General features: G+C 38.7%; 22 protein-coding genes and 1 tRNA gene. 11 read left to right on the forward strand and 12 right to left on the reverse strand.

From position 1 onward, the window contains the following. Positions 1 to 32 precede the first annotated feature (32 nt). From argC to AC23ME_RS01445, 3 genes are all read right to left on the reverse strand, one after another. Positions 33 to 1,010: an N-acetyl-gamma-glutamyl-phosphate reductase gene (argC, locus tag AC23ME_RS01435; protein ID WP_487725964.1), complete on the reverse strand. Its 978-nt coding sequence runs from the start codon at positions 1,008 to 1,010 to the stop codon at positions 33 to 35. Positions 1,011 to 1,099: 89 nt separating this feature from the next. After that, positions 1,100 to 2,290 carry an argininosuccinate synthase gene (gene argG, locus AC23ME_RS01440; RefSeq protein ID WP_487725965.1) on the reverse strand — a complete coding sequence of 397 codons (1,191 nt, stop codon included), beginning with the start codon at positions 2,288 to 2,290 and terminating at the stop codon, positions 1,100 to 1,102. An 81-nt stretch (positions 2,291 to 2,371) separates the two neighbouring features. Further along, positions 2,372 to 3,070: a GNAT family N-acetyltransferase gene (locus AC23ME_RS01445; protein ID WP_487725966.1), complete on the reverse strand. Its 699-nt coding sequence runs from the start codon at positions 3,068 to 3,070 to the stop codon at positions 2,372 to 2,374. Between the two features lie 909 nt (positions 3,071 to 3,979). On the opposite strand from AC23ME_RS01445, the gene AC23ME_RS01450 reads away from it, so the two are divergent. From AC23ME_RS01450 to AC23ME_RS01485, 8 genes are all read left to right on the forward strand, one after another. Further along, positions 3,980 to 4,675 carry a DUF4397 domain-containing protein gene (locus AC23ME_RS01450; RefSeq protein WP_487725967.1) on the forward strand — a complete coding sequence of 232 codons (696 nt, stop codon included), beginning with the start codon at positions 3,980 to 3,982 and terminating at the stop codon, positions 4,673 to 4,675. A 228-nt stretch (positions 4,676 to 4,903) separates the two neighbouring features. Beyond that, positions 4,904 to 5,827: a DUF6607 family protein gene (locus tag AC23ME_RS01455; protein ID WP_487725968.1), complete on the forward strand. Its 924-nt coding sequence runs from the start codon at positions 4,904 to 4,906 to the stop codon at positions 5,825 to 5,827. A 69-nt stretch (positions 5,828 to 5,896) separates the two neighbouring features. Continuing rightward, on the forward strand, positions 5,897 to 7,045 hold the full coding sequence (locus tag AC23ME_RS01460) for a M28 family metallopeptidase (RefSeq protein WP_487725969.1): 1,149 nt from the start codon (positions 5,897 to 5,899) through the stop codon (positions 7,043 to 7,045). A gap of 71 nt (positions 7,046 to 7,116) precedes the next feature. Continuing rightward, entirely contained in the window at positions 7,117 to 7,872 is a 756-nt protein-coding gene (locus AC23ME_RS01465) for a BT1926 family outer membrane beta-barrel protein (protein WP_487725970.1), read from the forward strand. Between the two features lie 12 nt (positions 7,873 to 7,884). Next, positions 7,885 to 9,543 carry an IPT/TIG domain-containing protein gene (locus tag AC23ME_RS01470; protein WP_487725971.1) on the forward strand — a complete coding sequence of 553 codons (1,659 nt, stop codon included), beginning with the start codon at positions 7,885 to 7,887 and terminating at the stop codon, positions 9,541 to 9,543. A gap of 309 nt (positions 9,544 to 9,852) precedes the next feature. Next, entirely contained in the window at positions 9,853 to 10,884 is a 1,032-nt protein-coding gene (locus AC23ME_RS01475) for an acyltransferase family protein (RefSeq protein WP_487725972.1), read from the forward strand. A gap of 95 nt (positions 10,885 to 10,979) precedes the next feature. Further along, the gene (locus AC23ME_RS01480) at positions 10,980 to 11,603 is read left to right on the forward strand and encodes a hypothetical protein (RefSeq protein ID WP_487725973.1); all 624 of its coding nucleotides are present in this window, start codon (positions 10,980 to 10,982) and stop codon (positions 11,601 to 11,603) included. A gap of 217 nt (positions 11,604 to 11,820) precedes the next feature. Then, positions 11,821 to 12,294, forward strand: coding sequence for a hypothetical protein (locus tag AC23ME_RS01485; protein ID WP_487725974.1), 474 nt, complete (start codon positions 11,821 to 11,823; stop codon positions 12,292 to 12,294). Between the two features lie 345 nt (positions 12,295 to 12,639). Here AC23ME_RS01485 and AC23ME_RS01490 read toward each other — a convergent pair whose 3' ends face one another. The 6 genes from AC23ME_RS01490 to AC23ME_RS01515 all read right to left on the reverse strand — a co-directional run bounded on the left by AC23ME_RS01490 (position 12,640) and on the right by AC23ME_RS01515 (position 17,080). After that, the gene (locus AC23ME_RS01490) at positions 12,640 to 12,765 is read right to left on the reverse strand and encodes a hypothetical protein (RefSeq protein WP_487725975.1); all 126 of its coding nucleotides are present in this window, start codon (positions 12,763 to 12,765) and stop codon (positions 12,640 to 12,642) included. A 98-nt stretch (positions 12,766 to 12,863) separates the two neighbouring features. Next, positions 12,864 to 13,265: a hypothetical protein gene (locus tag AC23ME_RS01495; RefSeq protein ID WP_487725976.1), complete on the reverse strand. Its 402-nt coding sequence runs from the start codon at positions 13,263 to 13,265 to the stop codon at positions 12,864 to 12,866. A 90-nt stretch (positions 13,266 to 13,355) separates the two neighbouring features. Continuing rightward, positions 13,356 to 14,948: a GmrSD restriction endonuclease domain-containing protein gene (locus AC23ME_RS01500; protein WP_487725977.1), complete on the reverse strand. Its 1,593-nt coding sequence runs from the start codon at positions 14,946 to 14,948 to the stop codon at positions 13,356 to 13,358. 204 nt (positions 14,949 to 15,152) lie between these two features. Continuing rightward, a tRNA-Arg gene (locus AC23ME_RS01505) sits at positions 15,153 to 15,224 on the reverse strand. A 71-nt stretch (positions 15,225 to 15,295) separates the two neighbouring features. Then, a complete protein-coding gene (locus AC23ME_RS01510; protein WP_487725978.1) occupies positions 15,296 to 15,793 on the reverse strand; it encodes a hypothetical protein in 498 nt (165 codons plus the stop codon). A 3-nt stretch (positions 15,794 to 15,796) separates the two neighbouring features. Then, entirely contained in the window at positions 15,797 to 17,080 is a 1,284-nt protein-coding gene (locus AC23ME_RS01515; protein ID WP_487725979.1) for a mechanosensitive ion channel family protein, read from the reverse strand. Between the two features lie 298 nt (positions 17,081 to 17,378). On the opposite strand from AC23ME_RS01515, the gene AC23ME_RS01520 reads away from it, so the two are divergent. Continuing rightward, positions 17,379 to 17,783 carry an endonuclease domain-containing protein gene (locus AC23ME_RS01520; RefSeq protein WP_487725980.1) on the forward strand — a complete coding sequence of 135 codons (405 nt, stop codon included), beginning with the start codon at positions 17,379 to 17,381 and terminating at the stop codon, positions 17,781 to 17,783. A 158-nt stretch (positions 17,784 to 17,941) separates the two neighbouring features. Here AC23ME_RS01520 and metG read toward each other — a convergent pair whose 3' ends face one another. Next, positions 17,942 to 20,050, reverse strand: a complete 2,109-nt coding sequence (gene metG / locus AC23ME_RS01525; RefSeq protein WP_487725981.1) for a methionine--tRNA ligase — start codon at positions 20,048 to 20,050, stop codon at positions 17,942 to 17,944. Positions 20,051 to 20,089: 39 nt separating this feature from the next. Here metG and AC23ME_RS01530 point away from each other — a divergent pair, with 39 nt between their 5' ends. After that, on the forward strand, positions 20,090 to 20,989 hold the full coding sequence (locus tag AC23ME_RS01530; RefSeq protein ID WP_487725982.1) for a S66 peptidase family protein: 900 nt from the start codon (positions 20,090 to 20,092) through the stop codon (positions 20,987 to 20,989). 4 nt (positions 20,990 to 20,993) lie between these two features. Beyond that, positions 20,994 to 21,401, forward strand: coding sequence for a DoxX family protein (locus AC23ME_RS01535; protein ID WP_487725983.1), 408 nt, complete (start codon positions 20,994 to 20,996; stop codon positions 21,399 to 21,401). 65 nt (positions 21,402 to 21,466) lie between these two features. Here the strand turns inward: AC23ME_RS01535 and AC23ME_RS01540 are convergent, their stop codons facing one another. Together AC23ME_RS01540 and AC23ME_RS01545 are read right to left on the reverse strand one after the other, a co-directional pair. After that, positions 21,467 to 22,966, reverse strand: coding sequence for a RagB/SusD family nutrient uptake outer membrane protein (locus tag AC23ME_RS01540; RefSeq protein WP_487725984.1), 1,500 nt, complete (start codon positions 22,964 to 22,966; stop codon positions 21,467 to 21,469). A gap of 9 nt (positions 22,967 to 22,975) precedes the next feature. Then, positions 22,976 to 26,119, reverse strand: a complete 3,144-nt coding sequence (locus tag AC23ME_RS01545; protein WP_487725985.1) for a SusC/RagA family TonB-linked outer membrane protein — start codon at positions 26,117 to 26,119, stop codon at positions 22,976 to 22,978. Between the last annotated feature and the right edge of the window lie 77 nt (positions 26,120 to 26,196).

A 26,196-nucleotide genomic window follows, 5' to 3' on the forward strand; every position in this document is an offset into this window, starting at 1 on the left:
GATGCTTCGACAAGCTCAGCATGACAGGGTGTTTAAAAGTTCGCAGCCTTTAAGCGCAAACCACTATTCTCTTCCAAGCCAAACATTAAGTTCATATTCTGAACTGCTTGTCCGCTGGCACCTTTTAAAAGGTTATCTATAATGCTGATGATAAATAATTTATTGCCATGTTTCTCCAAGTGTACAAGGCATTTATTGGTATTTACCACTTGCTTTAAATCGATGTTTTTCCGGCTTACATGAGTGAACGAATGACCGGCATAATAGCTCTCGTAAAGTTCGTAAGCTTGCTCCTCTGTCAAATCACTTTCGATGTACATTGCAGCCAAAATTCCTCTGGTAAAATCGCCACGTTGTGGGATGAAGTTCAAAGCTTCTTTTACTTCACCTTGCAACTGAGTTAAACTCTCGCCGATTTCATTCAAATGTTGGTGTTCAAAAGCTTTGTATATAGAAAGGTTGTTGTTTCTCCAGCTGAAGTGTGAAGTTTTGCTCAAACTTTGTCCGGCACCTGTTGAACCTGTAGTAGCATTAATATGCACTTCGCTTTTCAGCAAACCTTTAGAAGCTAAAGGCAACAAACCCAACTGAATGCAAGTGGCAAAACAACCTGGATTAGCAATATTTTGTGCCGAAGCAATTTTCTCCTTGTTCAGTTCCGGCAATCCATAAATGAAGTTACGAGTTGCGAGTTGTGAGTTCTGAACTAGTCTAAAATCCTGAGATAAATCAATGATTTTAACTTTCTCATCAATCGGATTTACTTCTAAAAACTTCTTCGCATCACCATGACCAACACATAAAAACAATACGTCGATGTCTTGCAAAATTTGGTCTGTAAACTTCAAGTCAGTATCACCAAATAAATCGGTGTGAACATCTGAAATCAAGTTCCCAGCGTTGCTGCTGCTATTTACAAAAGCAATTTCTACTTGTGGGTGGTTTACCAAGATACGTAGCATCTCGCCACCTGTGTAACCTGCTCCTCCAATAATTCCTGCTTTTATCATATTTTTAGGTTTAAGGGTTTATGGTGTAAGGCTTAGGGTCTTGGCGCATAACCTTACGCCTTTTACCTCAAACCTTATACCTTCAAAAACTACTTCTCTCCGTTTACTTTATGCCAAATCATTACTTGGTTACCGAAGATTTTAGAGAAACCTTTTACATCTTCACCGCTCCAAGCATTGTTCATCTCGCCGTAGCTACCAAATTTATTACTCATTAAATCGTTAGCACTTTCGATACCCACAATATGGAAACGATAAGGCAACAACTCTACGAATACTTTACCGTTAACAGTGCTTTGCGTAGAGCTTAAGAAAGCTTCCATATCTCTCATAATTGGATCGTGGAATTGACCTTCGTGCAACCAGTTACCATAAAATGATGACAAGTTTTCTTTCCAGCTCAACTGCCATTTAGTTAAGGTGTGCTTTTCTAAAGCGTGGTGCGCTTTGATGATGACCATCGGCCCTGCCGCTTCAAAACCTACACGACCTTTAATACCAATAATGGTATCGCCAACGTGTATATCACGACCAACTCCGAAAGGAGCAGCAATAGCTTGTAATTTTTGGATAGCTTTCACTGGCTCTAATTTCTCGCCATCAACAGCAACCAATTCACCTTTTTCAAAAGTTAATTCTACTTTCTTAGCTTCGGTTTCGGTTACTTGCGTTGGCCAAGCACTTTCTGGTAAAGTTTGGTGCGAAGTCAATGTTTCTGAACCACCTACCGAAGTACCCCACAAACCTTTGTTAATCGAATATTTCGCTTTCTCTGCAGTGTAAACCACCCCATGTTTAGCTAAATATTCTATCTCCGCTTCGCGTGATAATTTCAAATCTCTAATTGGCGTAATAATTTCAACACCAGGAATTAGGATATTAAAAATCATATCGAAACGCACTTGGTCGTTACCCGCACCAGTACTACCGTGAGCCACATAATCGGCACCAATCTTATTTACGTAATTGGCAATTGCCGTAGCTTGGCAAACACGCTCTGCACTTACCGACAACGGGTAGGTCGCGTTTTTCAATACGTTACCAAAAATCAAATACTTGATGCTATCGTTGTAATAGTTTTCGGTTTCATCTACCGCAGCGTGCGATGTTACACCTAAAGCATAAGCCCGTGCCTCAATTTCCTTTAGCTCTTCTTCAGAAAAACCACCTGTGTTTACTACCACCGAGTGTACTTCTAAATCTCTGTCTTTAGTTAAATGAATGCAACAGAATGAGGTATCTAAACCTCCGCTAAATGCTAAAACAACTTTTTTCTTCATCTTGTATTTTACTTTTATTGTTTACCACATAGGCACATAGATTTCAAGCTTCCTATGTTTCTATGTGGTTATATTTCAATTCTATTTATTTATAACGGCCAAAAACAACAATAGTGATTTAAGGTCGCTGCCTCCCTTGTTCTTTTCAATTAAACGCTGCTTAATGCGCATAAAACGTTCATAAAGCTTTGGTTTTTTCTGTAGCTCTTCCGCAAATTCTTTGGCAGCTTCGTGTTTTTTCTCCTTCGGGTCGTACAACATAGCTGTGCACATGCAGTTCTTGCGCTCCTTCATCTTCAAGATTTCGAAGTTGACACAGCTTTGGCAGCCTTTCCAAAATTCTTCATCTTGGGTAAGTTCCGAGTAGGTAACTGGTTCGTAACCTAAATCAGAGTTGATTTTCATTACTGCCAAACCAGTAGTTAAACCGAAGATTTTTGCTTTAGGGTACAGCTTTCTCGACAAAGCGAAAATTTCCTCTTTAATTGCTTTGGCTAAACCTTCTTTGCGAAATTTCGGACTTACAATTAGTCCCGAGTTGGCCACAAACTGACCATGACTCCATGTTTCGATGTAGCAAAATCCAGCCCACGTGCCATCCTTGTGGAAAGCGATTACTGACTTTCCTTCTTGCATTTTACCAGCAACGTATTCTGGCGAACGTTTAGCGATACCCGTACCTCTAGCTTTCGCAGACTCGGCCATCTCTTCAACTATTTCTTCTGCAAAAACACGATGTTCAGGAAGTGCGACTTGCACTATAAAATCGTTATTATTCATTAATTCTTTAACGAAAAAATATGGTATTCTTGTTAATTGGGTTTTTATTGAGGATCAATTCCTCATGGGTTTTAAGTTCCCTAGGGTAAGACTTAAATCCGCGGCGTAAAGAGTTGCCGACTTGTAGTGATATGAAATATAGGGTGTAAACGCTCAATAAAATAGCCGTTAGGCGCCATATTTTTGGCATCTAAAACAGATAATTTATGTACAATTTGTTTACTCATTTTTTAATCCAATCAATTGTATTGAATTGATTGTGGCGCAAAGGTTTAAATAAAAAATGAGTTGTGCAATACAATTCGCATTTTTTTACATTTTGTTTATGATTTTTTAACCCTATGCAGGAGTAAGGATAAAGGAGTAAAGACTTGAGTTTCATAATTTAATTTGAAAAGCTAGGTAAGTACTACTATTTAGGTTCAGTCCCGCTACTTGGCTCATACTACACTTGGCCTTAGCCACAAGGCCGGTATCCGCCAGTATCGGGTTTAGAAGGCAAAAGTCTGACCTCGGCTTTGCGTCCTTTGCGCAACTCTTCTGTTCTTCGCGTTTATTTTACCGCAAAGGTTTTTCAAAGCTGACGCAAAGAACAATCTACGTAGCAGCGTTATCTAGTTATTGTTATGCACAGGTTTAAGTTCGTTAAACCCGATTGAAGCGGATGCCGATTCTTCATCGGCAGAAGCGGAAAGCGGGGCTGGCTAAGCCAAGAGGAATTTACAATCATTTTCAAATGTTAGCTTACAATATTATTTTTCAAAACCTTGTAGCAAAACATGCAAACCAAACGTATTGAGAAATACCAATGCCAGGTAATTGGTCATTTAACAAAGTTTAACATCATACTAAAGCCGATAAAACCAATATTTGTATATTTGAAACTAAATCGATTATCAACTCCAGAACATGAATAAATTTTCCTTAAAAACTTTATACGCTCTTTTTGCAATTGTAACAGCAACTTTAATTTCTGCGTGTGGCAGAAGCGACCAAGAACAAATTAACGTTGGTTCTTTAAGTGTTTACAACGCATCGCCTTCGCTTTCTACTTACGATGTTTATATTAACGGATCGAAATTAAACTCGGCTAATTTACCTTACGGTGGCGGTGTTAAATACACGCAATTGCCTCAGGGCACTTACGAAGCTAAATTTAATGTAGCTGGAGAAACGGCAGCAGTTTACACCAAAACAGGCATTAGTGTTGCCAACAATAACTTCTCTACTTTATATTTAACAGGTACCACTGGAAACTTTGATGGTTTGTTGTTAACAGATGACTTTTCTAATGCTTCAGTAGAAAAGGCTTACGTTCGTTTCATTAACTTGTCGCCAGATGCTACAGCTTTAGATTTACACGTTAAAGACGCTACAGGCAACTTGGTTGCTAACAAAAAATATAAAGAATACAGTGGTTTTACAGCAATAGATGCAGGTTCGGTAACTTTTGAGATTAAGGATAATGTTTCTGGTGCTATAAAAACCACTTTAGAACCTACAACGTTTGTAAAGGCTAATTTCTACACCATTATTGCAGGTGGTAAAGTTAATGCTGGTAATAACGAAAGACTGTTTAACGGACAGATTATTCAACACAGGTAATAGTAGCCTACCCATAAATTAATTTAAATCCTAAGCAGTTTCCTGCTTGGGATTTTTGCATTTAGGGCCTCATTTTCCTCTGATTTTAAGGTTCGGCAACATCAAACTGAAGCGCCACCCTTCTTTCTTTATTTAGAATAATTAAAAATAATTTGTTTATCAGAAATATTGCTTGTTAATTTGCGTCTGTTTGGAACAATTCTAAATAACATATACAATTATAAGACAATGAAGAAATTACAACTTTTGGCAATCCTACTATTATCTGGTGTATTTGCCAATGCACAAAACAAGCTTGAGCAAGATCGAAATGCCATTAAAGCTTTAGCAGGCTTTTATAAAGTAAGTTTTAACTATGCGGAGACATTTTCGCCGGTTAGAGAATATGAATATCATGGCAGACATCGCTCTTCTGCAAAGGAAATTGCCATTATTGTTGAGGATTCTCCAAAGAAAATTGTAATTCAGCATTTGTTGGTAATGAGAGGCGATAGCATGATTATTAAACACTGGCGTGAAGATTGGACTTATGAAGATCCGAAAATATTAGCGTTTGACAAGGAAGATACTTGGAAAGCTGTAACCTTAAAACCCGCAGAAACCAAGGGTAAATGGACACAAAAAGTATTTCAGGTAGATGATAGCCCTAGATACCAATCTATTGGTACTTGGGTACATGTTGATGGCAGATCTCAATGGTTGAGCTACGCAGATTCGCCGCTTCCTCGTCGTGAGCACACCGAACGTAGCGACTACAATGTATTAAACCGTCGCAACTTTGTGTATTTAACGCCAACAGGCTGGATGTTTGAGCAAGACAATAAAAAAATGGTACGTAAACCAGGACAAGCAGATGAGCTGATAGCGCAAGAAAAAGGCTTGGAAGAATTCGTAAAAACTGACCCTTCCTCTTTTACCTACGCACAAGAATGGTGGAAAAAGAACGAAGGTTTCTGGAAAGATGCCCGCGATATTTGGGACAATGTTTTTGCAGCTAATGCAGTAATTAAACTAGCACCTAAAGTAGATAACAAATTACTTTACGAGAAATTCTTCGCAGCTAATGCGCAGTCGGTTAAAGAAAAATGGACTTCGGCCAAAAACAAAGAAGAGATTACAAAAATCATCAATGCTTATTTAATTAAAGGCTAGGTTTTTAAAAACAATACAAATGCTTTGTGTTTGCAATTTTATATATTGTAGTCACAAAGCATTTTTCGTATGTACCGTTTCGTTATTATCGCTGCCTTTCTTCTTTTTGGTTTAAATGGTTTAGCACAAGATTTAAACTATGCTAAAAAGACCATCCATACTTTAAGTTCTAAAAAATATTGGGGACGAGGCTACACGAAGAACGGCATGCAAAAAGCCGCTGATTTTATTGAAAAAGAATTCTTACGTTTCGGTTTAGTCGCTCTGGGCGACAACGACTTCAAACAAGAGTTTTCTTTCCCTGTAAACACTTTTCCTAGCCAAATGAACCTGAGGCTAAATGGGAAGAAGTTAATTGCGGGAACGGATTTTATCGTACATCAGGCGAGTAAAGGAACTAATAAGAAAGGTAGCTTAATCCAAAAAGACAGCATCACTTTTGTGAGCAAAGACGCATACATTGTCTTCAGTTCACAACCAAAGCTAACTTGGTCTGTATCACAAAAACAGGAAGAATATACCGTAATCGAAATCAATAAGAAAACAGTTCAGTATCAACCTTTGAACTTTGAAATCAATATTGAAAATGAGCTTGTACCCAACTTTACAGCTGCAAACGTTGCCGCTATGGTAAAGGGAACCGCAAAACCAGATTCGATAATTGTATTTACGGCACATTACGATCATTTGGGTGGAATGGGCGACAAAACTTATTTCCCGGGAGCAAACGACAATGCTAGTGGTGTGGCTATGCTGTTAGATTTGGCAAAGCACTACGCTAAAAACCCTCCTAAGTACAGCATGATCTTCATCGCCTTTGCGGCAGAAGAAATAGGCTTGTTAGGTTCTAAATACTTTACTGAAAACCCGCTATTCCCTTTAAAAAACATTCGCTTTTTGTGGAATTTGGATTTGCTTGGTAACGGTGATGCAGGAGCTACAGTAGTAAACGCTACCATTCATCCAAAAGAGTTTGCTTTGCTGAACAAAATTAACGACCAGAAAAAATATCTACCTAAAATTAATCCCAGAGGGAAAGCAGCCAACAGCGATCATCATTTTTTTACCGAGAAAGGAGTGCCTGCGTTTTTTCTATATACACAGGGTGGCGTAAGTGCCTATCATGATGTGGATGATGTTGCCAAAACATTGCCGTTAACAGCCTATGAAAATCTGTTTAAGTTGTTCGTGGATTTTAACAATGCGATCATCAACTAAAAGTTTAATTATTAGACTAGCTTTCAGCGAATAAGAATTATATTCGCAAAAAAAACAAATTAACTCGTCTAATGAAGAAAATGCTTTTCACCGTCGCTTTAGCGATGGTTACGCTTTATGCAAGCGCTCAAGAATCAGAAAATTCTGATTTTAAACCCACCAAAGGAAGCTTCGCTACCGAATTAAATTTCAACCCTTTTAAAGGAAACTTGAGTTTCAACAATGTACTCAATCAGATTAAAGGTAGATATTTCCTGTCGCCACAATTAGCCTTGAGGATTGGATTTAACGTAAACACTTTAGATTCGACCCAAAATTATGGCACGCCGTACGGCACACAAGCTTCTTTTACTAACGATAAAAGAACGAGCACTAGCTTTGGGTTAAATATCGGTATCGAAAAACACTTTAAGGGTACTAAACGATTATCTCCTTATATCGGCGCAGACGCATTTTGGGGCACAAAAAGTGCAAAACAAGAAACATCTACCAACGCCAACACCACTACAGTGAAGAACGGTTGGATAGAAACCCAAATTATTCAAACTAATAATCCGCCATACTACTACAGCACAATTACAAGAATTTCTGAAGGTGCTTATACCCGCTTTGGCATATCGGCCGTTGCCGGATTTGATTTCTACATGGCTAAAAACTTTTTTCTAGGCTATGAGTTCAATTTGGGCTATTCAAAAACTGATTATAAAACACCAGAAATAACTACTACAGGGCAATCGGCAACTACTCCAAATTTCTACTCTAATAATTCTACGGGTAAATTTGGAACCACGCTAATGAATGGTATACGTATTGGCTATGTATTTTAACGCAACTCAATCATGAAAAAATTAGCTCTTTTTTGCTTTCTGGCAATAACAGTAATTGCTTGTAAGAAAGATAAATTTGCTCCGCCAGAAGTACAAACACTTTCTGCTACGGCTATTTCGACCAACAGTATTACCTTGGTAGGCAACATCGTTTCTAAAGGTAAGCATAACCTAAAAGATTACGGTTTTGTTTACAGTACTAACAATCAAAATCCCGATGTAACAACTGGCACCAAAGTTTCTTTAGGTGCCAATCCGGGCGAAGGTGAGTTTAGCAAAACTATCGAAAATATTAATCTCACTAGCGCAATTTACGGTAACATAGTTTGGGCAAGGGCCTATATTACCGACGACCAGGGAACGGCATTCGGTTCTACTTTATCGGTAAGCTTACCAAGACCCAACAGTACTAGTATATTACCTACATCGGGACAAGCAGGCGATATTGTAAAAATCTCGGGAAAGTTCTACAATCCTAATATTAATTTCTTGGTAGTAAACTTTCAGAACATTAAGGCAAAGGTAATTACAGCCACAGACACCGAAATTTCGGTTGAAGTACCTAGAGGTGTGACCGCTTCGCATAACCAACAAGTACAGGTTACGGTTTCGGTAGATGGCGCTATGGCTTCTAACTCACATTACTTTACGATGTTGGCTACCGTAAGAGATTTTTCTCCTAAAACCGGCCCAGTTGGCACATTAGTAATCCTTTCTGGAGATAATTTACCTACCAGTTACTATAGCAATAACTTTTCCGTTTATTTCGGAGGTCAGCAAGCTACTGTATACAATTACCCTAACCAAGTAACAGTACCGTTTAACGTGACGGAAACTTCTGAGATATCAGTATTGATTAACGGGCAGAAAAAAGTGTTACCAGGTGTGTTTACGGTAACAGCTCCACAAATTACCGCTATTAGTCCAGAAACTGTGTTGCCAGGGCAAACTATTACCATTACTGGCAGCAATTTCCCAACACGCTACGATAATACCACTGGCAGGGCCATGATCAAATTGGGCACGCAAGCCTACCAAGATGCTTCTTACAGCTCTAGTACCAGTTTTAGTTACCAAGTGCCTACCAACACTTCTCAGGGCGATCATACTTTGTATTACAAGGTTGGACCGCACGAAATACAGGCACCGAAAAAACTAAAGGTAGTTGACTACAGCGCAACAAGCTTTTCGCCAACAGCTGGTGCTCCAGGAAGAGAAGTAAATATTACCGGAAACTTTATTCAAGGCAGTAACTACTATGTTGCTTTCGGTACGGTTAATTCTTACGGAACGGCAACTTCTAGCACCAATTTAAGAGTTATTGTACCTACTGGGATAAATGCTGGAAAAGTGAAATTGACAGTAGACCCATCTAATCGTAGAATTGTGATCCCAGGAGAATTTGAGATATTAGGCCCATCTTTCACCTCGTTCTCGCCTACCTCGGGTGTTGCTGGCACGCAAATTACCATTAGGGGCACTGGTTTTTATCCGGGCATGTATGGCGCCTCTGTGTTATTTGGTACCGTAAACGTTACACCAATTAGCGTAACAGAAAATACCATTGTGGTGGCAGTACCATCTAACGTTACACCTGGTGCCATGAAGCTTTCTGTGGTAACAGGCGGACAAACCGTTACGCACAATGACAACTTCACAAAGACCAATTAAGAAATATTAAATCAATCAGGAAAGGATAAGTCGCTTGACTTATCCTTTTTTTATGAAGCCTATTCGTTTAATTCCAACCTTAAGCTTATCAATCTTTACAACAGCTCCAAACAAATTAGTTTTACGTTTTGTTAAGCTTTTAATATCTTTATACTTAACAAGATACCAAATATACGCCTGCCTGTTGATCAACTACTGACAAACGCTCTTAGGAACGATCTTGAATGCTCTCAGGAACGCTCCCATCAGCGCAACCATTAATATGAAATGCTTTGGTACAAACCACGGCTTTCTAAATGATATGGCTATATGGATACAACTACTCGCTCATCAGTTAGAAGGGAATTCAAGGGAATTGACATTACTAAATTCATCTTGGCGCTCTTGGTCGTTGCTGGCCACACGCATCCCTTTAAAGACATTACCAACCCAACGTTTCTACAAATCTGGAACGGTATTCTATTCCTCGTAGTGCCCTATTTCTTTATGGCTGCGGGCTATTTTTTGTTTGCAAAAGTATTTGCCAAGCCAGATAAAGATGCCCAATTGGCAGCACTTTGGCCTTATCTTAAACGAATTATCAGCCTCTACGTTTATTGGACCATCATTTTCTTACCCATTACCATTTGGCGGGCGGCAACCAATGATCTTTCCCTATCACAAGACCTTGTACTGTTTTTACGCGGAACTTTCTTTTTCGGCGAAAATTACTTTTCCTGGCCGCTCTGGTTTTTGTTGTCGATGATCTATTCCATCGCTTTTATCTACCTCCTCATTTGGATCAACCTAAAAATCAATACCATTTTCTTCATCTCTATATTGGTATTAACTGTGGCGATGATTTTTAATTACAGCGTAGAAACCGAAACCGATAACAAATACGTGCATGCCTTGGGCAAAGTGGTAAAATACCTCTTTTTAACCGGGCGACTGTTTACGGGTATGTTCTACCTGTTGATGGGAGGCATGATTGCCCTTGGCAAAATCAAACTTTCTCGTCCAATCTTATTGCCTCTGGTTGTTATTGCTATCGTTTTTCAGGTTTTTAAGGTCGATGTATTTTCTGCATTAGTGTTTGCCTTATTGCCAGTTACTTTATTTTACAGCACCTTATCTTGGAACTTAGACAACGTTAAAAACAATGCCTTTTTAAGGCGTTGCAGCACCGTGATGTATTTTACACATATGATCGTCTTCTTCTGCTACATCATCATTTTTAGGCAAGTGCCTTACTTCGGTTGGGATGCCTTTTTGGTAGCTGTAGCAGTACCCATTTTGCTCACGCCTGTCATCATCCGTAACGAAGAACGATGGCCTATTTTAAAGCATTTGTTTGGATAGCCACATTGCAATACATTGTTTTTAAACTTTGTGTAAAGGCAATTAGGAATTACCTAAAGTTTTAGTACTTTAGGGCATCTAAACAAACATTTTTAATGAAGAAAATCTTTTTAACGCTCACCTTTATGGGAGCATTCTGCCTTTTCGCCAAGGCACAGTTGAGCGCCAGTGCTGGTGCAACCTACACTAATTACGGATCTGAATTTGGAAAAGCGTCGCCAGGTGTACACCTCCGCGGATCTTATTATTTCCGTGAGAAAGTCGCCGCCGGATTAGGCATTTCCTACAGCCTGCCTATGAAGACCACTTACGATGATGGTATTACAAAATTTGACCAAAGCAGTTCATTTATGTCTGTTGGCGTAGTTGCTACCTTTCACCTCATTGGCTCTTACGAAACCGATTTCAGTTGGTACTTCCCTTTTGCTGCTAATTACCAGTTTGGCAACAGCAAGTACAGTATCACCAACAACCAAGCAAGCGTTGTTGCACCCGAAAGCGCAAAGCTAAGTGGTTTAACGGTAGGTTTAAACACTGGCTTGCAGTACAGAATTGGCAATCCTTATGTATTTGTAGAAGCTGGTTTTGCGTTAGCAGCCAATAACACTTCTAACACCCGCGATGGAGTGACTGGAACCAATCCGGCACCAAGCTCTACCGTGCTACAGTTAGGCATTAGAATTCCGCTTGGCGCTGGTATAGGCGGCGGCGTTTATTAAGTTCGATTTAAAGCAATTTTATAAAGGTTTCTCAGCAATGGGAAACCTTTTTTGTTGATGCGTCTACAGAATACGATTCTCACTGGCCTCTATTCCTTTTAGCTATAAGAAACTCTTATTCAATTATTTGAGAAAAGGTTATAAGCAGCTATTTTTAGTAGAGCAATGTCTATTGCTTCATAACTAACTAAATATCTCACCTAAAAAACATTGAACTATGGGATTAACCAATTTGAACAACACGCATCTAAGCGCAGCAGAAGCTACCGCAGCCAAAGATGCAGTAACACAATTAGAAACTGCATTAGCTGCCATTACCCTTGTTGTTTCGGCTACCGACCGCCAAAAGTATGGACGCATTAACGAGCAGAACAAGCTTTTTGTGAACAAAGTATTTGATTTCCACAACAACCAACCACAACTACAAACATCGCAGGTAGAATGGGGTGAGTTTGACAGAGATTACAGCAGCCGACTTTTAATGGAAGACATTATTACCAAATTAGAAAGTGTTTTAACGAAATTAAAAGGTGCAAAAACGCTACACGATTACGACAACTATCAGGCTGCCTTGCTAGATTATGCCTACACTAATTTTATGGCGGGCGCTGGTGGCGAAAGCTACGAAAACAAGCTTAGGGAATTGAAGCAGTTTTTTCAGAGAACTAAAGCCAGCAATGGTGACACCTAACAGTGTAACCGAGTATTTTTGTAATGGTCTGTTGGGCAGAATTAACCTAACAGACCATTCTTTTTATAGCAAATACTTTTAATGTAATGGTATAATGGCTTAAGCGAATGCTCGACAGCTTAACTCGAATACTACGACGGGTTAATTTAATGCTCTGTTGCAGTTCGGGGGTAGAACCGAGCGATCGGGAAGTGCAACGGAGCGCTTCCGAAGCGCAAATGATCTCTCGGAGACTGCAAATTTGCACTCGCCGATGCCAACCGAGCAGTCCAGAAGCGCAACTTTGGAATAAACAAGCAGAACGGAGCATTAAATAAGTATGCTAGGTACTTTGCAGTGGCTTTTTTAGTTTTTGCTTTTCGTTTTCTTCTCCGATTTTATACAATTTGGAACTGTCTTGCCATCTTTCTTCTTGGTACCCGCTTGCTCGTAACCACTCCAACACGGATCTTTTGCCTTTTGCTTTGCCATAATGATATGTTTGTTTATAGGTTAACATACGGGTTATGGGGATTGTTTAGGGGAGGGTGTGGAAGCACAAGCGGGGCGGTTGCGCTAGCGGGAATACTTTATTTTATCGGGAAAACACCTCTGTTTTTTTCATCCATAGACCATTGAACTTGATATACTTCTCCATCAATTTGATCGAGTAGCAAAAAGTTATATATGTTTTCTGTAGAATATAGAGTAAACCTGCCCTTAATTTCTTTTTCTTTACTAATTAAAGACAAGGAATTTAAAACTAATTCTCCTTGTGCATCATCATCTTTGACACTAAAATGCACTTGCCAAATCTTCCCATTCCGCGTATCTAACTTTAAAAAAGTCCAATAATTTTTCGTAGGAAATAACTGATAGATAGCATTTTCAGCAATTGGCTTCTGTTGAACCGTATTAATTGGTTTGGTTTGGCTTTGGGCAAACGCAAGACTTGTAAACAATAACAACATAAATGTGAAAATTTTACCCATGGTCTTATTAATATAAATTCCCCAATAACAAAAGTCTTTGGTGTGTACACTTACTTACCAGCACAATGATATATTTGCGCTCACAACTCATTAATTAGTAACTTTATCTATCTCATTCAGTAATAATTCAGCTCTTTTTTCTAAAAAGTCATTGTAATTATCATTCTGATATAACTCCTTTGTAAGTGGAATTAAATTGCTAGATAGTATCTCATTAAACCTTACCTGAGGAATCAAATTAAAGAAATAATCAGAAGGTTTTTTACTAGATATTTTCTTGTTGCTATCAGCAGGAAGAAAACAAAAATTTGCGATGCTAAATATCTTATTTTGGGGGAAACCCTGCTTACGCAAAAATGCGTTTGGAAAAATATGATGATATTGTTTTCTATTGTATCTCGATAAAGATTGTGTGATATCTATTCTTGAATTTTTCACTAAATCGGAAGGCTTGTGCTGAGCTAAAAGAAGTAAGAATGCTCTGGTCAAAGGGTTTGCTTTTGAAAATTTAGTTTCCATTAGATCACTTTTAACCGTTGAATATTTTAAATTCTCGACTTCTTTAAAATCATTATTTCTAACCTCAATTATTCTTTCAATATCGACATTCATTTTATCTGTCGTTTGACCTGTAGAATACCTATTCGAAAAAGACGTTTTCCAAAACCATTTTTTCAATACTTCCAATTGTTCTGCCGAAGGGCTCCCTGAAATTGAGAAGAATTTGGTTATTGCAACAATTTGCTGTTGATAAGGCAGAAAATCGATATGTAAACAATTTAATTCAGAACAAATAAAATCAATCCCTCGCTTTATTGCCTCACAAAAATTATCCCAATTATCCCTAATTTCCTCACCTGACAGTTCAGTTACGGACTTAGTTGTCGTATTATTTTGTATAACACCTGAAATAGCCTGCAAAAGAATATTTTGTGTTAAATCTCCAAAATTTTTCTCTTCTAATTCTTCCTGCAATGAGTTCATTGATTCAAGTAAATGAAAGTCATCTGTCCAAGTCCAGGCAGTCATAAGGTCGAGAGTGGAAAGTTTTGTCCCTGTATTATTAATTCTTTCAAAAATAATTCCCACTTCACTTTTTTCTCTATTTTTTATAGTTACCACTGGCAACTCATAATTTATAAACTTAGAATAAAGTTCCTTTGCTTCTTGATGATATCTTGAGTCAAGAACTTGCAATAAATCAATTAGTTTAGCTCCATCCAAAAAATCTCGCAAATAAATTACGCTTTTACCTTCAGGGTCAACATCTTCTCTTGGCATGAACTCCTGTTTACTAAAGTCATAATAGATCTCAAAAATATCCAAATTAGGGTTATACTTTGCAGAACTAATATCTTGCTTAGTTTTCCCACTAAAAGTCGCATAAATCGAGGAAATTCTTTGCTGCCCATCCAAAACATAATTTACGGGATATTCTTCTCCTGTTTCTGGTATACTATAACCTGCTATGTTTCGAGTATGGTTCAAACGCTCGCTCGTACTCCAAAGTAAAACGCTTCCTACTGGATAGTTCTTTACAATACTGTCGAGCAAGTCTAAAATTTGATTTTGTTTCCAAACATAAGCTCGTTGAAATGCTGGTATCCTAATATCACCAGTGTTAATTCGAGTGATAATTTTATCTAGCTTTTCAGGAACTGTTGATAATTCTGGGGCCCTCATAGTTTCTTATTAATTAATAACGATAAACCTACCCATTTTCGATATCAAAATGTCAATGACTATTTGATAAGTAAAGGGTGAATTGGAGTTTTTCCAAAGCACGTGAGATATGAGCACTTAATTTTCTCTAAACTAACATATTACATTCATATTTACAAATTAAGAAAAAGCACCAACCATTATCTGATTGATGCTTTTAAAAAGTAGCCCCGAGCAGAATCGAACTGCTATCTAAAGTTTAGGAAACTTCTATTCTATCCGTTGAACTACGGGGCCTATTGTGTGCGCAAATATATAAAAAGCACTTATTTAAATTTTCCTTTTTTTTAAATAAATTGCCGTAAAACCTAAGCGGTGTACTTGTTTTCTGTGCAAAGCCATTGGGTCATGTGCGGAAATGGTTTCGCTCCATTTTGTGCTGCATTTCTTTCATCGTAGCACATGCCCAACCACTGCAACAACGGAATGCCAGGTCCATGCCCTGCTTCATAAGCTTCAATTAGCACTTTAGATTCATCTTTGTAACCGAACTCATGAAAAACTACCGTAGTATCTAGTTGCAAATGTTTACAAGCTGCAAAAGACCAAGCCATCGCCATCATTTCACCACCTTGCATCATGTCGTTATTAGGCAAAACACCAGTCATACCAGTTCTTACATCTGGAGGCATACACGCCAAATGCCCAGCTTCATGCAAAATATCCCCCTCGTATTTCAACCTTTTCAAATCAATAATGATAACCCCTTCTCGGAGCTCAAGTCCAGGTAAAAAACCTTCGTCTTCAATCTCCAAAAAAGCATATTTAATACCAATAGTATCTAAAAACGTTAATATGGTTTCCATCTCCTACTCTGTTGAATTAATTTCGATATGTTTTAAATCGCCCGAACCTTCGGCTTCGTAAATCTGCAGACCAAAATAAGGTGCAGCTGCAATAATATGGTCAAAAATATCGGCCATAATATGTTCGTACTCTGCCCAAATAATGGTGTTGGCAAATACATAGACTTCTATCGGTAAACCATGTTGTGTAGGTGCCAATTGCCTCACCATAATGTTCATCTTTTTATTGGTGCCCGAGTGGCTAGCTACATAGTTATCGATGTATTTACGAAACAAACCTGCGTTGGTGAGGTTTCTACCGTTAATCAGCAAGCTTTTATCTGCGTTGGTACGGGTGTTATGTCTTTCTATATCTTTTTGGCGGTGCTGGATGTATGAACTCACCAATTGGATTTGCTCAAATTGAGCCAATTCCTCTGCTTTTAAGAAACGAATACTCGACTGCTTAATGTTGATCGCCCTTTTTATCCTCCGTCCACCAGATTGGCGCATTCCACGCCAGTTTTGGAAAGAGTCGGAAATGAGTGAATAGGTAGGAATGGTAGTGATAGTTTTATCGAAGTTCTGCACCTTTACTGTAGTGAGATTAATTTCGAGGATATCGCCATCGGCACCGTATTTGGGCATGGTAATCCAATCGCCAATGCGCACAATATCGTTGGTGGTTACTTGGATACTGGCTACAAAACCCATAATGGTATCCTTAAACATTAATAAGAGCACAGCAGATATCGCCCCCATGGCTGTAAAAAATGCTACTGGCGATTTTCCCGTGAGGTTAGAAAACAGCACTACCGTACCAAACAGGTACAACAAAATCCGGATGACTTGCAGGTAACTGTCCATCGGTTTGCCTTTGAAACCTGGCTTCTCTTTGAGGAGGTCGGCACCGGCTTTAATAATAGCCATGAGTACCCAAACTACTACGAGCACTAAATAGATATCGCACAGGCCTAGCAGCAGTTTGTTAATTTGCGGATAATCATGAAATGCAATTGGAATGGTTAGGTAAAGCACCATCAGCGGTGCTATTAACGAAAGGTAGTGTGGGGCTTTGTTCTCCAACAAAAACTTGAAGAAGGGAATATCCGCCTTGCGAATGGTTTGAATAACGATTAAGCGCAACAAACGCCTAACAATGTAATAAATAATGTAGGTAATTACGAGGGCAAGTGCCAGCAACGTTAGCGCATTAATTACTGCCGCTGCGTTGTCTGATAAGCCTAGGCTTTTAAAGAAGTTTAAACTGGCACGACTGAAATCTCGCAAGTAATTGTTTAATTCCATATCGTGGCAATATAAGGGTTTTGAGATTAAGTAGCGAAGGGTGGGCGTAATACTCTTGTTAATAAATGCCCTCTCTGCTCGTTGTAATCTAATAACGGGTGGCCTTGAAAGCTTTTATAAATAATCCCTGGTCTACGACCACCCCTCTAAAAGAGGGGAATAGGGAAGCTGCAAACAAACATCATTCGTATAATACTTTACTTCTAGACTTTAGCCTAAAATTCCCCTCTTCTAGAGGGGTGCCCAAAGGGCGGGGTGTTTTTGCAGGCAAATCATTAACTTTAAGCAAACCTACGTTATGGATATCAGTATCAATGGCGACTTGATCAAATCATCGCCTAAACAAAACCTTCCATATAATCCCCTATTAAAAGAGAGGGCGAAAGCCTTACGTTATGCAGAAAACCTTCCCGAAGTATTATTTTGGATGCAGGTTAACAAGAAGCAGTTTCACGGTTTAGACTTCGATAGACAACGAGTAATAGGAAATTATATCGTTGATTTCTACATCAGACAGTTGGGCTTAGTAATCGAAATAGACGGAAAAAGTCATGATTTTAGTGGTGAATATGATGAACAGCGAGAGAAGTATCTTAATTCTTTAGGACTAAAAATTTATCGTGTTACCGTTGATGATATATTGAAGCAAATGGTTTTTGTATTGACTGGGCTAGAAAATTACATTGTTGAACATTACAAATGAATTTTACTTTGGATATATTTTTTCTGAGGTATGCAACTTTGATAGAAACACCCCACCCTTCGGGCACCCCTCTAAAAGAGGGGAATTGGGAAAGCGCTAAAACAAAAACAGTCCGTTGTAGTTAACAACGGACTGTTTCGATATCATATGCAATCAACTTACCTCACAACACCACCATTTGTACTAGCCGCTGTTGGACTTACAAAACTCAATTTCCCTTGCGCATCCTCAGCCATTAAAATCATGCCTTGCGAAACAATTCCTTTGATTTCTCTTGGTGCCAAGTTAGCCAACAAACTTACCTGCTGGCCAATAATTTCTTCTGGCTTGTAATGTTCTGCAATGCCCGAAACCACCGTACGTTGGTCTAAACCAGTATCTAAAGTCAGCTTCAACAGCTTTTTGGTCTTCTCTACTTTTTCGGCAGCAACAATGGTTGCTACACGAATATCCATTGCACCAAAATCTTCGAAAGTGATGTTTTCTTTCGCCGGAGCAACAGTTGCATTTGCCGCTTCGTTTTGTGCTTTACTGTTGTTTAACTTGTCAATTTGCGCTTGCACTTCTTCATCTTCAATCTTAGCGAACAGCAAAATCGGCTCGTTAATTTGGTGACCGCGTTTCAATAAACTTACCGAACCAGCGTCTTCCCAAATGTGACCGCCGTAGTTTAACATCTTCTGCAATTTATCTGCAGTGAACGGTAAAAATGGCTCAATCAGAATTTCTAGGTTAGCAGCAATTTGCAAAGCGATGTTCAGGATTGTTCTAACTCTATCTTCGTCGGTTTTAATCAATTTCCAAGGCTCTGTATCTGCCAAGTATTTATTACCCAACCTAGCCACGTTCATCACCTCAGAAAGAGCTTCTCTAAAGCGATAATTCTCAATAGATGCGCTAATCTTAGCAGGATAAGCTTTTAACTCTTCAATCACCGCGTTATCGATGTCGGTTAGTTCCATGCAAGTTGGCACTTTACCGTCAAAATATTTATGGGTAAGTACAGTTACACGGTTAATGAAGTTACCGAAAATAGCAACCAGCTCATTGTTATTTCTTGCTTGAAAATCTTTCCAAGTAAAGTCGTTATCCTTTGTTTCTGGAGCTGTTGCCGTTAACACGTAACGTAAAATATCTTGTTTCTCAGGGAACTCTAGCAAATACTCGTTCAACCAAACTGCCCAGTTTTTAGAGGTCGATATTTTTTGACCTTCCAAGTTCAAGAACTCGTTAGCAGGTACATTATCCGCCAGTGTAAATTCGCCATGCGCCATTAACATGGCAGGAAAAATGATACAGTGAAAAACGATATTATCCTTACCGATAAAGTGTACCAATTTCGCATCTTCACTTTTCCAGTATTCCTCGTAATCAAATTTGTCTACACTATTTTGGTCGATGTAATATTCCTCTGCCTTCGGGTTCCACACATCCAATTTCGCATAATTAGCAAGTTCTTTGGTTGCAGAAATGTAGCCTATTGGTGCATCGAACCAAACGTAAAGCACCTTGCCATCCGCACCTTTTACTGGCACTTTTACACCCCAGTCTAAATCTCTAGTCATTGCCCTTGGCTGCAAACCTGCATTTAACCAGCTCTGGCATTGTCCGTATACATTTGGTCGCCATTCTTTGTGGCTTTCAATGTAGGTTCTTAATTTATCCTCGTACTTATCCAATGGCAAAAACCAGTTCTTGGTTTCTCTCATTACAGGCGGTTCGCCAGACAAAGTCGATTTTGGGTTGATTAAGTCTGTAGCATTTAAGGTGCTTCCACAGCTTTCACATTGGTCGCCATAAGCATTTTCGTTGCCGCATTTAGGGCAAGTACCGGTGATGTATCTATCTGCCAAGAAAGACTGTGCTTTCTCGTCATAGTATTGCTCGGTAACTTCTTCGGTGAAAACACCGTCGTTGTACAATTTCTCAAAGAAATCTTCGGCAGTTTGGTGGTGTGTTAAGGACGAAGTACGGTGGTAGATATCAAAAGAAATCCCGAACTCCTTAAAAGAATCGCCAATGATTTTATGGTATTTATCTACCACTTCTTGTGGTGTAATGCCTTCTCTTTTCGCTTTTAGCGTAATAGGCACTCCGTTTTCGTCAGAGCCGCAAATAAACTTTACATCTCTTTTGTTTGAGCGGAGATAGCGCACATAGGTGTCTGCAGGCAAATAAACCCCTGCTAAGTGACCAATATGCACCGGACCATTGGTGTAAGGCAAAGCTGCCGTTACGGTATATCTTTTAAATTTATTATTATCCAAAACAATTTATTTATTTTGGCAAAGATAAGCGTTTTTAACATGATTAAACAGCCACCATATTTAAAAAAGGGAGATAAAATTGCTATTGTTTGTCCGGCAAAGAAACTTCCCAAACCTATAGACAAAGGAATTGAGATTTTACAAAGCTGGGGACTAGAAGTAGTTTTAGGCGAAACCGTTACGGCAGAGCACCATCAATTTTCGGGTACCGATGAGCTAAGAGCTAAGGATATCCAACAGTTTCTGGACGACCCATCTATTAAAGCCATCATTGCTGGGCGTGGTGGTTATGGTACCATTAGAATTATTGATGAGTTGGATTTCACTGCCTTTAATGAAAACCCTAAATGGTTAATTGGCTTTAGTGATATCACTATTTTGCTTTCCCATGTGTTTGCACAGTTCGAAACACAGAGCATTCACGGGCAAATGCCATATACGTTCGAAGACAGTACTCCCGAGGCTTTAGAGAGCCTTAAAAAAGCGTTATTTGGAGAGAATGACTCTTACATTTATCAAAGTGATTTACCTTGCAGAGATGGAAACGTAGAAGGCGTTTTAGTGGGTGGAAATCTAACGTTGTTATTGGCTGTAGAAGGTTCGGTTTCTGAAATGAATTTCGATGACAAGATTTTGTTTATTGAGGATGTTGGCGAGCACGAATATTCGATAGATAGAATGATGAGAGTGTTGAAACGCAAAGGCAAATTAGCCAAGCTGAAAGGTTTAGTGGTTGGTGCATTTAACGAGATTGGCGAAGAAAGCATTTATTTTGGTCAAACACCAGAAGAAGTAATTTGGGATTTGGTGAAGGAGTACAATTACCCAGTTGCTTTCCTTTTCCCTTCTGGCCACATTGCCGATAACAGAGCAATGGTTTTAGGCAAAACGGTATCTTTATCCATCACAAATAACAACGTAACTTTCAAATACATTTAAGCTCATGGCAATCTTCGACACATTAGGCAAATATCGCAATACAGGTCTTTTAATTTTAAGAGTTGGCCTTGGTGCCATGATGATGGTTCACGGCTTGCCAAAAATTATGGGTGGTCCGGATAAATGGGCAGCATTAGGCGGCAGCATGAAAGTAATCGGCATTGACTTCCTGCCTACTTTTTGGGGCTTAATGGCAGCCCTTTCTGAAGGTATGGGCGGTTTTCTTTTGGTGCTGGGTTTATTCTTTCGTCCAGTAAATATGCTATTGGCTTTTACAATGATGATAGCTGCCCTTGTGCACTTTGGCAAAGGCGAGGGCATTATGGGGGCCTCTCATGCCATTGAAGTTGGCATTGTGTTTTTTAGCTTAATTTTTATTGGACCGGGTAAGTATAGTGTAGATAAGAAGTAGAGGTTCTATTTTATAATACAAAAAAGGGAGGCAAATTGCCTCCCTTTTAAGAATGATTAAATTTCTTAATCGTCTTGTTTTGAGTTGGTATTCGCTTGAATCTCTGCACGAGGAATAACCCATTGCCATCTTGGATCTCCAGCAGGAACAACCATTACATCACCTACAGACGCTGCTACAAAGTTAGGAGCAGTTCTTCTGTCTAAACCTCTGTTTAAACGTTTTAAATCATAAAATCTATGGCCTTCGCCCCAAAGTTCAACCCTTCTATAAACCAAAATCTCTTCTATTAACGCTGCGCCACTATTTGTTGATAAAGCATAGCTCGCATTCCTAGTTCTGTTTAAATCGTATAATTTTTGTCTAGCTTCCGCTTCTCTTCCCGGAATATTTGCTAAAGCTTCGGCTAAAGTCAAATACACTTCTGCCAAACGGATGTAAGGAACATCTCCTAAAGTAGTATTAGCTTCTTTAATTTTAAACTTTCTGCTCATGTACGGCTCGCGTCTAAACGTAGTAGCTGGTAGAGGAAAATTTGCAGCTGTTGGAGCTGGTTCCCACATTTTCTTTCTTACGTCTGTAGCAGGAATCAAATCATATAATGCTGAGTTAATTCTTTTAGGCCTGTCACGAATGAAGGTTGTATTTCCATCTAAAGAAATCTGACCATGGAAATTAGCGAAAGTATCACCTTGATCAGCTTGTAAAAATGCTCCCCAGATCCACTCTGGATTAGAGATATTGTTGAAGCCCGTTTGATATTGAGCTTCGGTCATTAAAGTAAACTTATTGTTCGTAATCACTTGTTGTGCGTAAGTCGCCGCAACTTCGTATTCTTGCATAGTAAGCGCAACACTTGCTTTAATAGCTCTTGCGGCGTCAATGTTCAAGTGTGATTTATTTGCAGGAGCAGTAGCGACTGCATAAAATCCAATTGCAGCATCAAGGTCTTTATTAATTTGCGCATATACGTCTTCTACCTTTGATCTTGGCAACTTCACTTCTTTTGCACTAAGTGGCATAGAAACCCCTAATTGTGTATTAGGTTTAGATGCTTTATCGTACCTTTTAGCAAAAAGTCGCACTAGATTGTGATAAGCCCAAGCCCTTACTGTTAGTGCTTCCGCTTTTAGCATCGCTTTATCAGCATCTGGTCCCTGTGCTGCATCGATATTATCCATGATAGCGTTGGCATTTCCGATCACTCGATAATATAACCTAAAAGGAAATTCTACCCAGATATCGGCATCATTACGCATCTCTATATAGTTAGCCGCCCCGTTAGCAGCATTCGTATACCAAGATTGTACCGCTAATCCAATATCCTCACCCATGAAATCCAATTGCAGCATCATTCCGCCGTGGCCAGGTTGGTTCTGCGTACTGTATCTGGTATACATATATCGATAAATACCATTAATTACATTTTTCGCATTAGTTGTGGTTTCAAAAATACTTGTATCATCCACACTAGAGGTTGGTTTTGTATCTAGAAACTCTTTTTTGCAATTACTAAAAGATAGTACTGCAAATAGTAGTATTAATTTTAAACTAATCTTTTTCATCTCGTTAAATTAAAGTGTAACATTCAAACCTGCAGTAATGTACCTGTTTGGAACATAGATGTTGCTATTCGTTCCGTTGAAACTTTCCATTGGATTTAGCCCCTTACGTTTCGAAAACATATGAATATTTTCACCCATGGCAAAAACTCTTATCCTTTGTAAACCTGTTTTGCTCACTAACTTTTGCGGGATTGAGTATGTTAAGCTTACATTTCTTAAGGTCAAATATGAAGCATCGATCAAGAAACGTGACGACTGTGTATTGTAGGTGCCATAATTAGCTATATCTAAGCGTGGTGTATTATTTGTTTCTCCAGGCGTAGTCCAAGAGTTTAATGCATCCTTATGTACTGCTGTACCATAAGAAAGTCCAAACAAACCTGCATAAACAGAATCATAGAACTTGCCGCCTAACTGATAATTTAATAAGAACGAAAATGAAATACCTTTATAGGTAAATGTATTGTTCATAGACCCAAAATAATCAGGGATTGCTGATCCAGAATAGTCGAATAACGCATTGTTGGGATTGTTAGTTACCGCTACATCATTGATAGTTTGAGAACCTGCAGCAGTAGCTGAAATAGCGGGGTCCCTTAACCATAATGCTTGGCCGTTAGCAGGGTCTGCACCGTACCATTGCCTTAAATAAAACGCATATATATCCCTTCCCTCTTCCAAACGCTTAGTACCTGACGTAATAGGATTACCGCTAGGTAATGATGTAATTTTATTTTTGATAAAAGTGTTGTTTAATTGAATATCCCATGCAAAATTCTTACTTCTAATGATTTTTGCATTTAATAGAAACTCGAAGCCTCTGTTAGACATTGCGCCTATATTTTCATTACGTGTAGTTACTGATGAAGATAAACCTTGTGGTACATCAAATAACAACTGAGACGAACCTCTCTTAAACCATTCAACTGAGCCATCAATTCTATTATTAAATATAGCAAAATCTAATCCAGCAGTAAAAGTTTTATTTACTTCCCAAGTTAAATCTACATTTGGCAACTTTGTCGCTAGAGCACCCGGTTCGGTCGCATTATTAAAGTTTAAGCCATATAAAGATTGAAATTCATAATAACTATCCAAAGCATCATTACCTACTGTTCCATAAGCGGCTCTTAATTTCAAATTGCTCACCCATGAAACATCTTTAAGAAAACTCTCTCTTGTTAAATTCCAAGCAGCACCTGCAGAGAAAAAGTTACCCCATCTCGATTTAGAGCTAAATCTCGCAGATGCATCTCTACGATAAGCCGCATCTACAAATATTCTATTGTCAAATCCATATTCAACTCTAGACAAATATGCATCCCTTCGAAGATTTGTAATAGATCCTGTCAAACCGGCTAAGGTAACGTAGTTTACCAATTCAATATTTCCGTCAAGATTTAATAGCCTTTTGCTCCCTGATAAAAAAGTATTATCAACTTTCTGTATTTCGTGACCGACTAAAGTCTTTACACTATGTAAACCAAATTCACGCTCATACCTTAACAACTGATTAAAAGATACGTTTCTATACTCATTAGCTGCACGACTTGAGGTACCGCTGTTAGTAACCCCATCACCAACTGTTTTATTTTGAGAAGATGTGGTCCTATTTGTTGCTAAATCCAGAGCTAAAGTCGTTGTGAACTTAAAATCTCTTAGAAATGAAATTTCCGCATAAGTTCTACCTGTAATACTATTTCTAGAACTTCTGTTGGTATTTAATAAGGTTTCGTATATGACGTGTCTGCCTGGATAAGCACCTCCAGGACGTCCTGTTGCTCCAGTGTGCATACCATAATCATATACGTGAACTCCTTTGTCGTCAAGAACAGGCTCTCCAGCTGCAGTATATGCTCTAACTGGATAAATTGGACCAATCCCCCTAGCAAATACGAAAGGATTGACAATTGAACCTGTATTATCAGAAGTAGCATTTGCCAAATTATTATCTACCAAAGTAGCCGCTAAATTAATACCCGTTGTTAACCAAGATTTTGGTTTAGAGTTAATTGAAACCCTACCATTGATACGTTCAAAGTCTGAACCAATTACAAATCCGTTATCTTTAACATATCCCATCGATACATAATAATCCGATTTACCCTGTTTTGCTGAATAATCTATCGAAGCTTCGTTTCTAGCACCATTGTTTTGCATTTCACCAAACCAATTGAAATCGTTATAAAGCAGACTTGCGTTAGGATTTAATTTGCCGTCATTCGTTACAAGCTGGTTTGCCGGTACGTTAAATGGATTGTAGATTAATTGAGTACCTACTGTATTATTGGCATACGTAATTGCTGCAGCTTCCGTATCACCGTTACCATAAATTCTATTATTCTTTAATGCCGTCCAAAATAAAGGATAATATTCATTTATACCCACTCTATCATATTCTGGAATAGCCCTACTACTTACACCTTTTGAAACATTAATGTTAAATTTCGGATCTAAAGTAGCTCCTTTTTTAGTTGTAATAACAATTACACCATTTGCAGCTCTTGCACCATATAATGCAGTCGAAGATGCATCTTTCAAGATAGAGATACTTTCGATATCATTTGTATTGATATCTCCTAAATAACCTTCATAAGGGAAACCATCCACAACATAAAGTGGTGCATTACTCGCATTTACAGATCCAAAACCTCTAATTCTTATACCTGCGTCTGATCCAGGCTGACCGTTTCCAGAACTAGTAGAGATACCTGGCGCAGCCCCAGCAAGAGCCTGTGTCGCATTCGATATTGGTCTATTTTCTAGATCTTCAGCACCGATCTTAGCAACGGAACCAGTAATCGACTCCTTCTTTTGTGTGCCATAAGCGACAACAACAACCTCACTAAGCACCTTAGTATCTACATCTAAAGACACATTCAAGACATTATTTGTAGGCACGTTCACAGTTTGGCTAGTAAAACCAATAGCACTAATTTCTAATGCTGTTGCTGAACGATTAATAACGATGGTAAATTTACCATCTTGACCGGTAGCTACACCTGTGGTAGCCCCTTTCACCTTTATACTTACACCAGGAAGCGCCAATCCGTCGGCTCTAGATGTAACTGTACCAGTGACTGTCCTATTTTGCGCCGTAGCTGTAAAGGCTACAAAAAGCAAAATGAACAAACTTTGTAGAAGTTTCTTCATACGTTTTCGATAATTAGGTTAGTTAATAATTGTCTAAGATATAAACATTATGCTTTGTAACAAAACTTTTATAAACA

It is taken from the genome of Pedobacter sp. T50_32, assembly GCF_057652195.1.

What these genes read in the sequence shown, in the direction of transcription:
- AC23ME_RS01530 (WP_487725982.1), top strand. Translation starts at nt 20,090, where the DNA reads ATGATTAAACAGCCACCATATTTAAAAAAGGGAGATAAAATTGCTATT.
- AC23ME_RS01540 (WP_487725984.1), bottom strand. Translation starts at nt 22,966, where the DNA reads ATGAAAAAGATTAGTTTAAAATTAATACTACTATTTGCAGTACTATCT.
- AC23ME_RS01475 (WP_487725972.1), top strand. Translation starts at nt 9,853, where the DNA reads ATGGATACAACTACTCGCTCATCAGTTAGAAGGGAATTCAAGGGAATT.
- AC23ME_RS01490 (WP_487725975.1), bottom strand. Translation starts at nt 12,765, where the DNA reads ATGGCAAAGCAAAAGGCAAAAGATCCGTGTTGGAGTGGTTACGAGCAA.
- AC23ME_RS01520 (WP_487725980.1), top strand. Translation starts at nt 17,379, where the DNA reads ATGGATATCAGTATCAATGGCGACTTGATCAAATCATCGCCTAAACAA.
- AC23ME_RS01515 (WP_487725979.1), bottom strand. Translation starts at nt 17,080, where the DNA reads ATGGAATTAAACAATTACTTGCGAGATTTCAGTCGTGCCAGTTTAAAC.
- AC23ME_RS01470 (WP_487725971.1), top strand. Translation starts at nt 7,885, where the DNA reads ATGAAAAAATTAGCTCTTTTTTGCTTTCTGGCAATAACAGTAATTGCT.
- AC23ME_RS01455 (WP_487725968.1), top strand. Translation starts at nt 4,904, where the DNA reads ATGAAGAAATTACAACTTTTGGCAATCCTACTATTATCTGGTGTATTT.
- AC23ME_RS01495 (WP_487725976.1), bottom strand. Translation starts at nt 13,265, where the DNA reads ATGGGTAAAATTTTCACATTTATGTTGTTATTGTTTACAAGTCTTGCG.
- argC (WP_487725964.1), bottom strand. Translation starts at nt 1,010, where the DNA reads ATGATAAAAGCAGGAATTATTGGAGGAGCAGGTTACACAGGTGGCGAG.
- AC23ME_RS01545 (WP_487725985.1), bottom strand. Translation starts at nt 26,119, where the DNA reads ATGAAGAAACTTCTACAAAGTTTGTTCATTTTGCTTTTTGTAGCCTTT.
- AC23ME_RS01450 (WP_487725967.1), top strand. Translation starts at nt 3,980, where the DNA reads ATGAATAAATTTTCCTTAAAAACTTTATACGCTCTTTTTGCAATTGTA.
- AC23ME_RS01535 (WP_487725983.1), top strand. Translation starts at nt 20,994, where the DNA reads ATGGCAATCTTCGACACATTAGGCAAATATCGCAATACAGGTCTTTTA.
- argG (WP_487725965.1), bottom strand. Translation starts at nt 2,290, where the DNA reads ATGAAGAAAAAAGTTGTTTTAGCATTTAGCGGAGGTTTAGATACCTCA.
- AC23ME_RS01485 (WP_487725974.1), top strand. Translation starts at nt 11,821, where the DNA reads ATGGGATTAACCAATTTGAACAACACGCATCTAAGCGCAGCAGAAGCT.
- AC23ME_RS01510 (WP_487725978.1), bottom strand. Translation starts at nt 15,793, where the DNA reads ATGGAAACCATATTAACGTTTTTAGATACTATTGGTATTAAATATGCT.
- AC23ME_RS01460 (WP_487725969.1), top strand. Translation starts at nt 5,897, where the DNA reads ATGTACCGTTTCGTTATTATCGCTGCCTTTCTTCTTTTTGGTTTAAAT.
- AC23ME_RS01500 (WP_487725977.1), bottom strand. Translation starts at nt 14,948, where the DNA reads ATGAGGGCCCCAGAATTATCAACAGTTCCTGAAAAGCTAGATAAAATT.
- AC23ME_RS01480 (WP_487725973.1), top strand. Translation starts at nt 10,980, where the DNA reads ATGAAGAAAATCTTTTTAACGCTCACCTTTATGGGAGCATTCTGCCTT.
- AC23ME_RS01445 (WP_487725966.1), bottom strand. Translation starts at nt 3,070, where the DNA reads ATGAATAATAACGATTTTATAGTGCAAGTCGCACTTCCTGAACATCGT.
- AC23ME_RS01465 (WP_487725970.1), top strand. Translation starts at nt 7,117, where the DNA reads ATGAAGAAAATGCTTTTCACCGTCGCTTTAGCGATGGTTACGCTTTAT.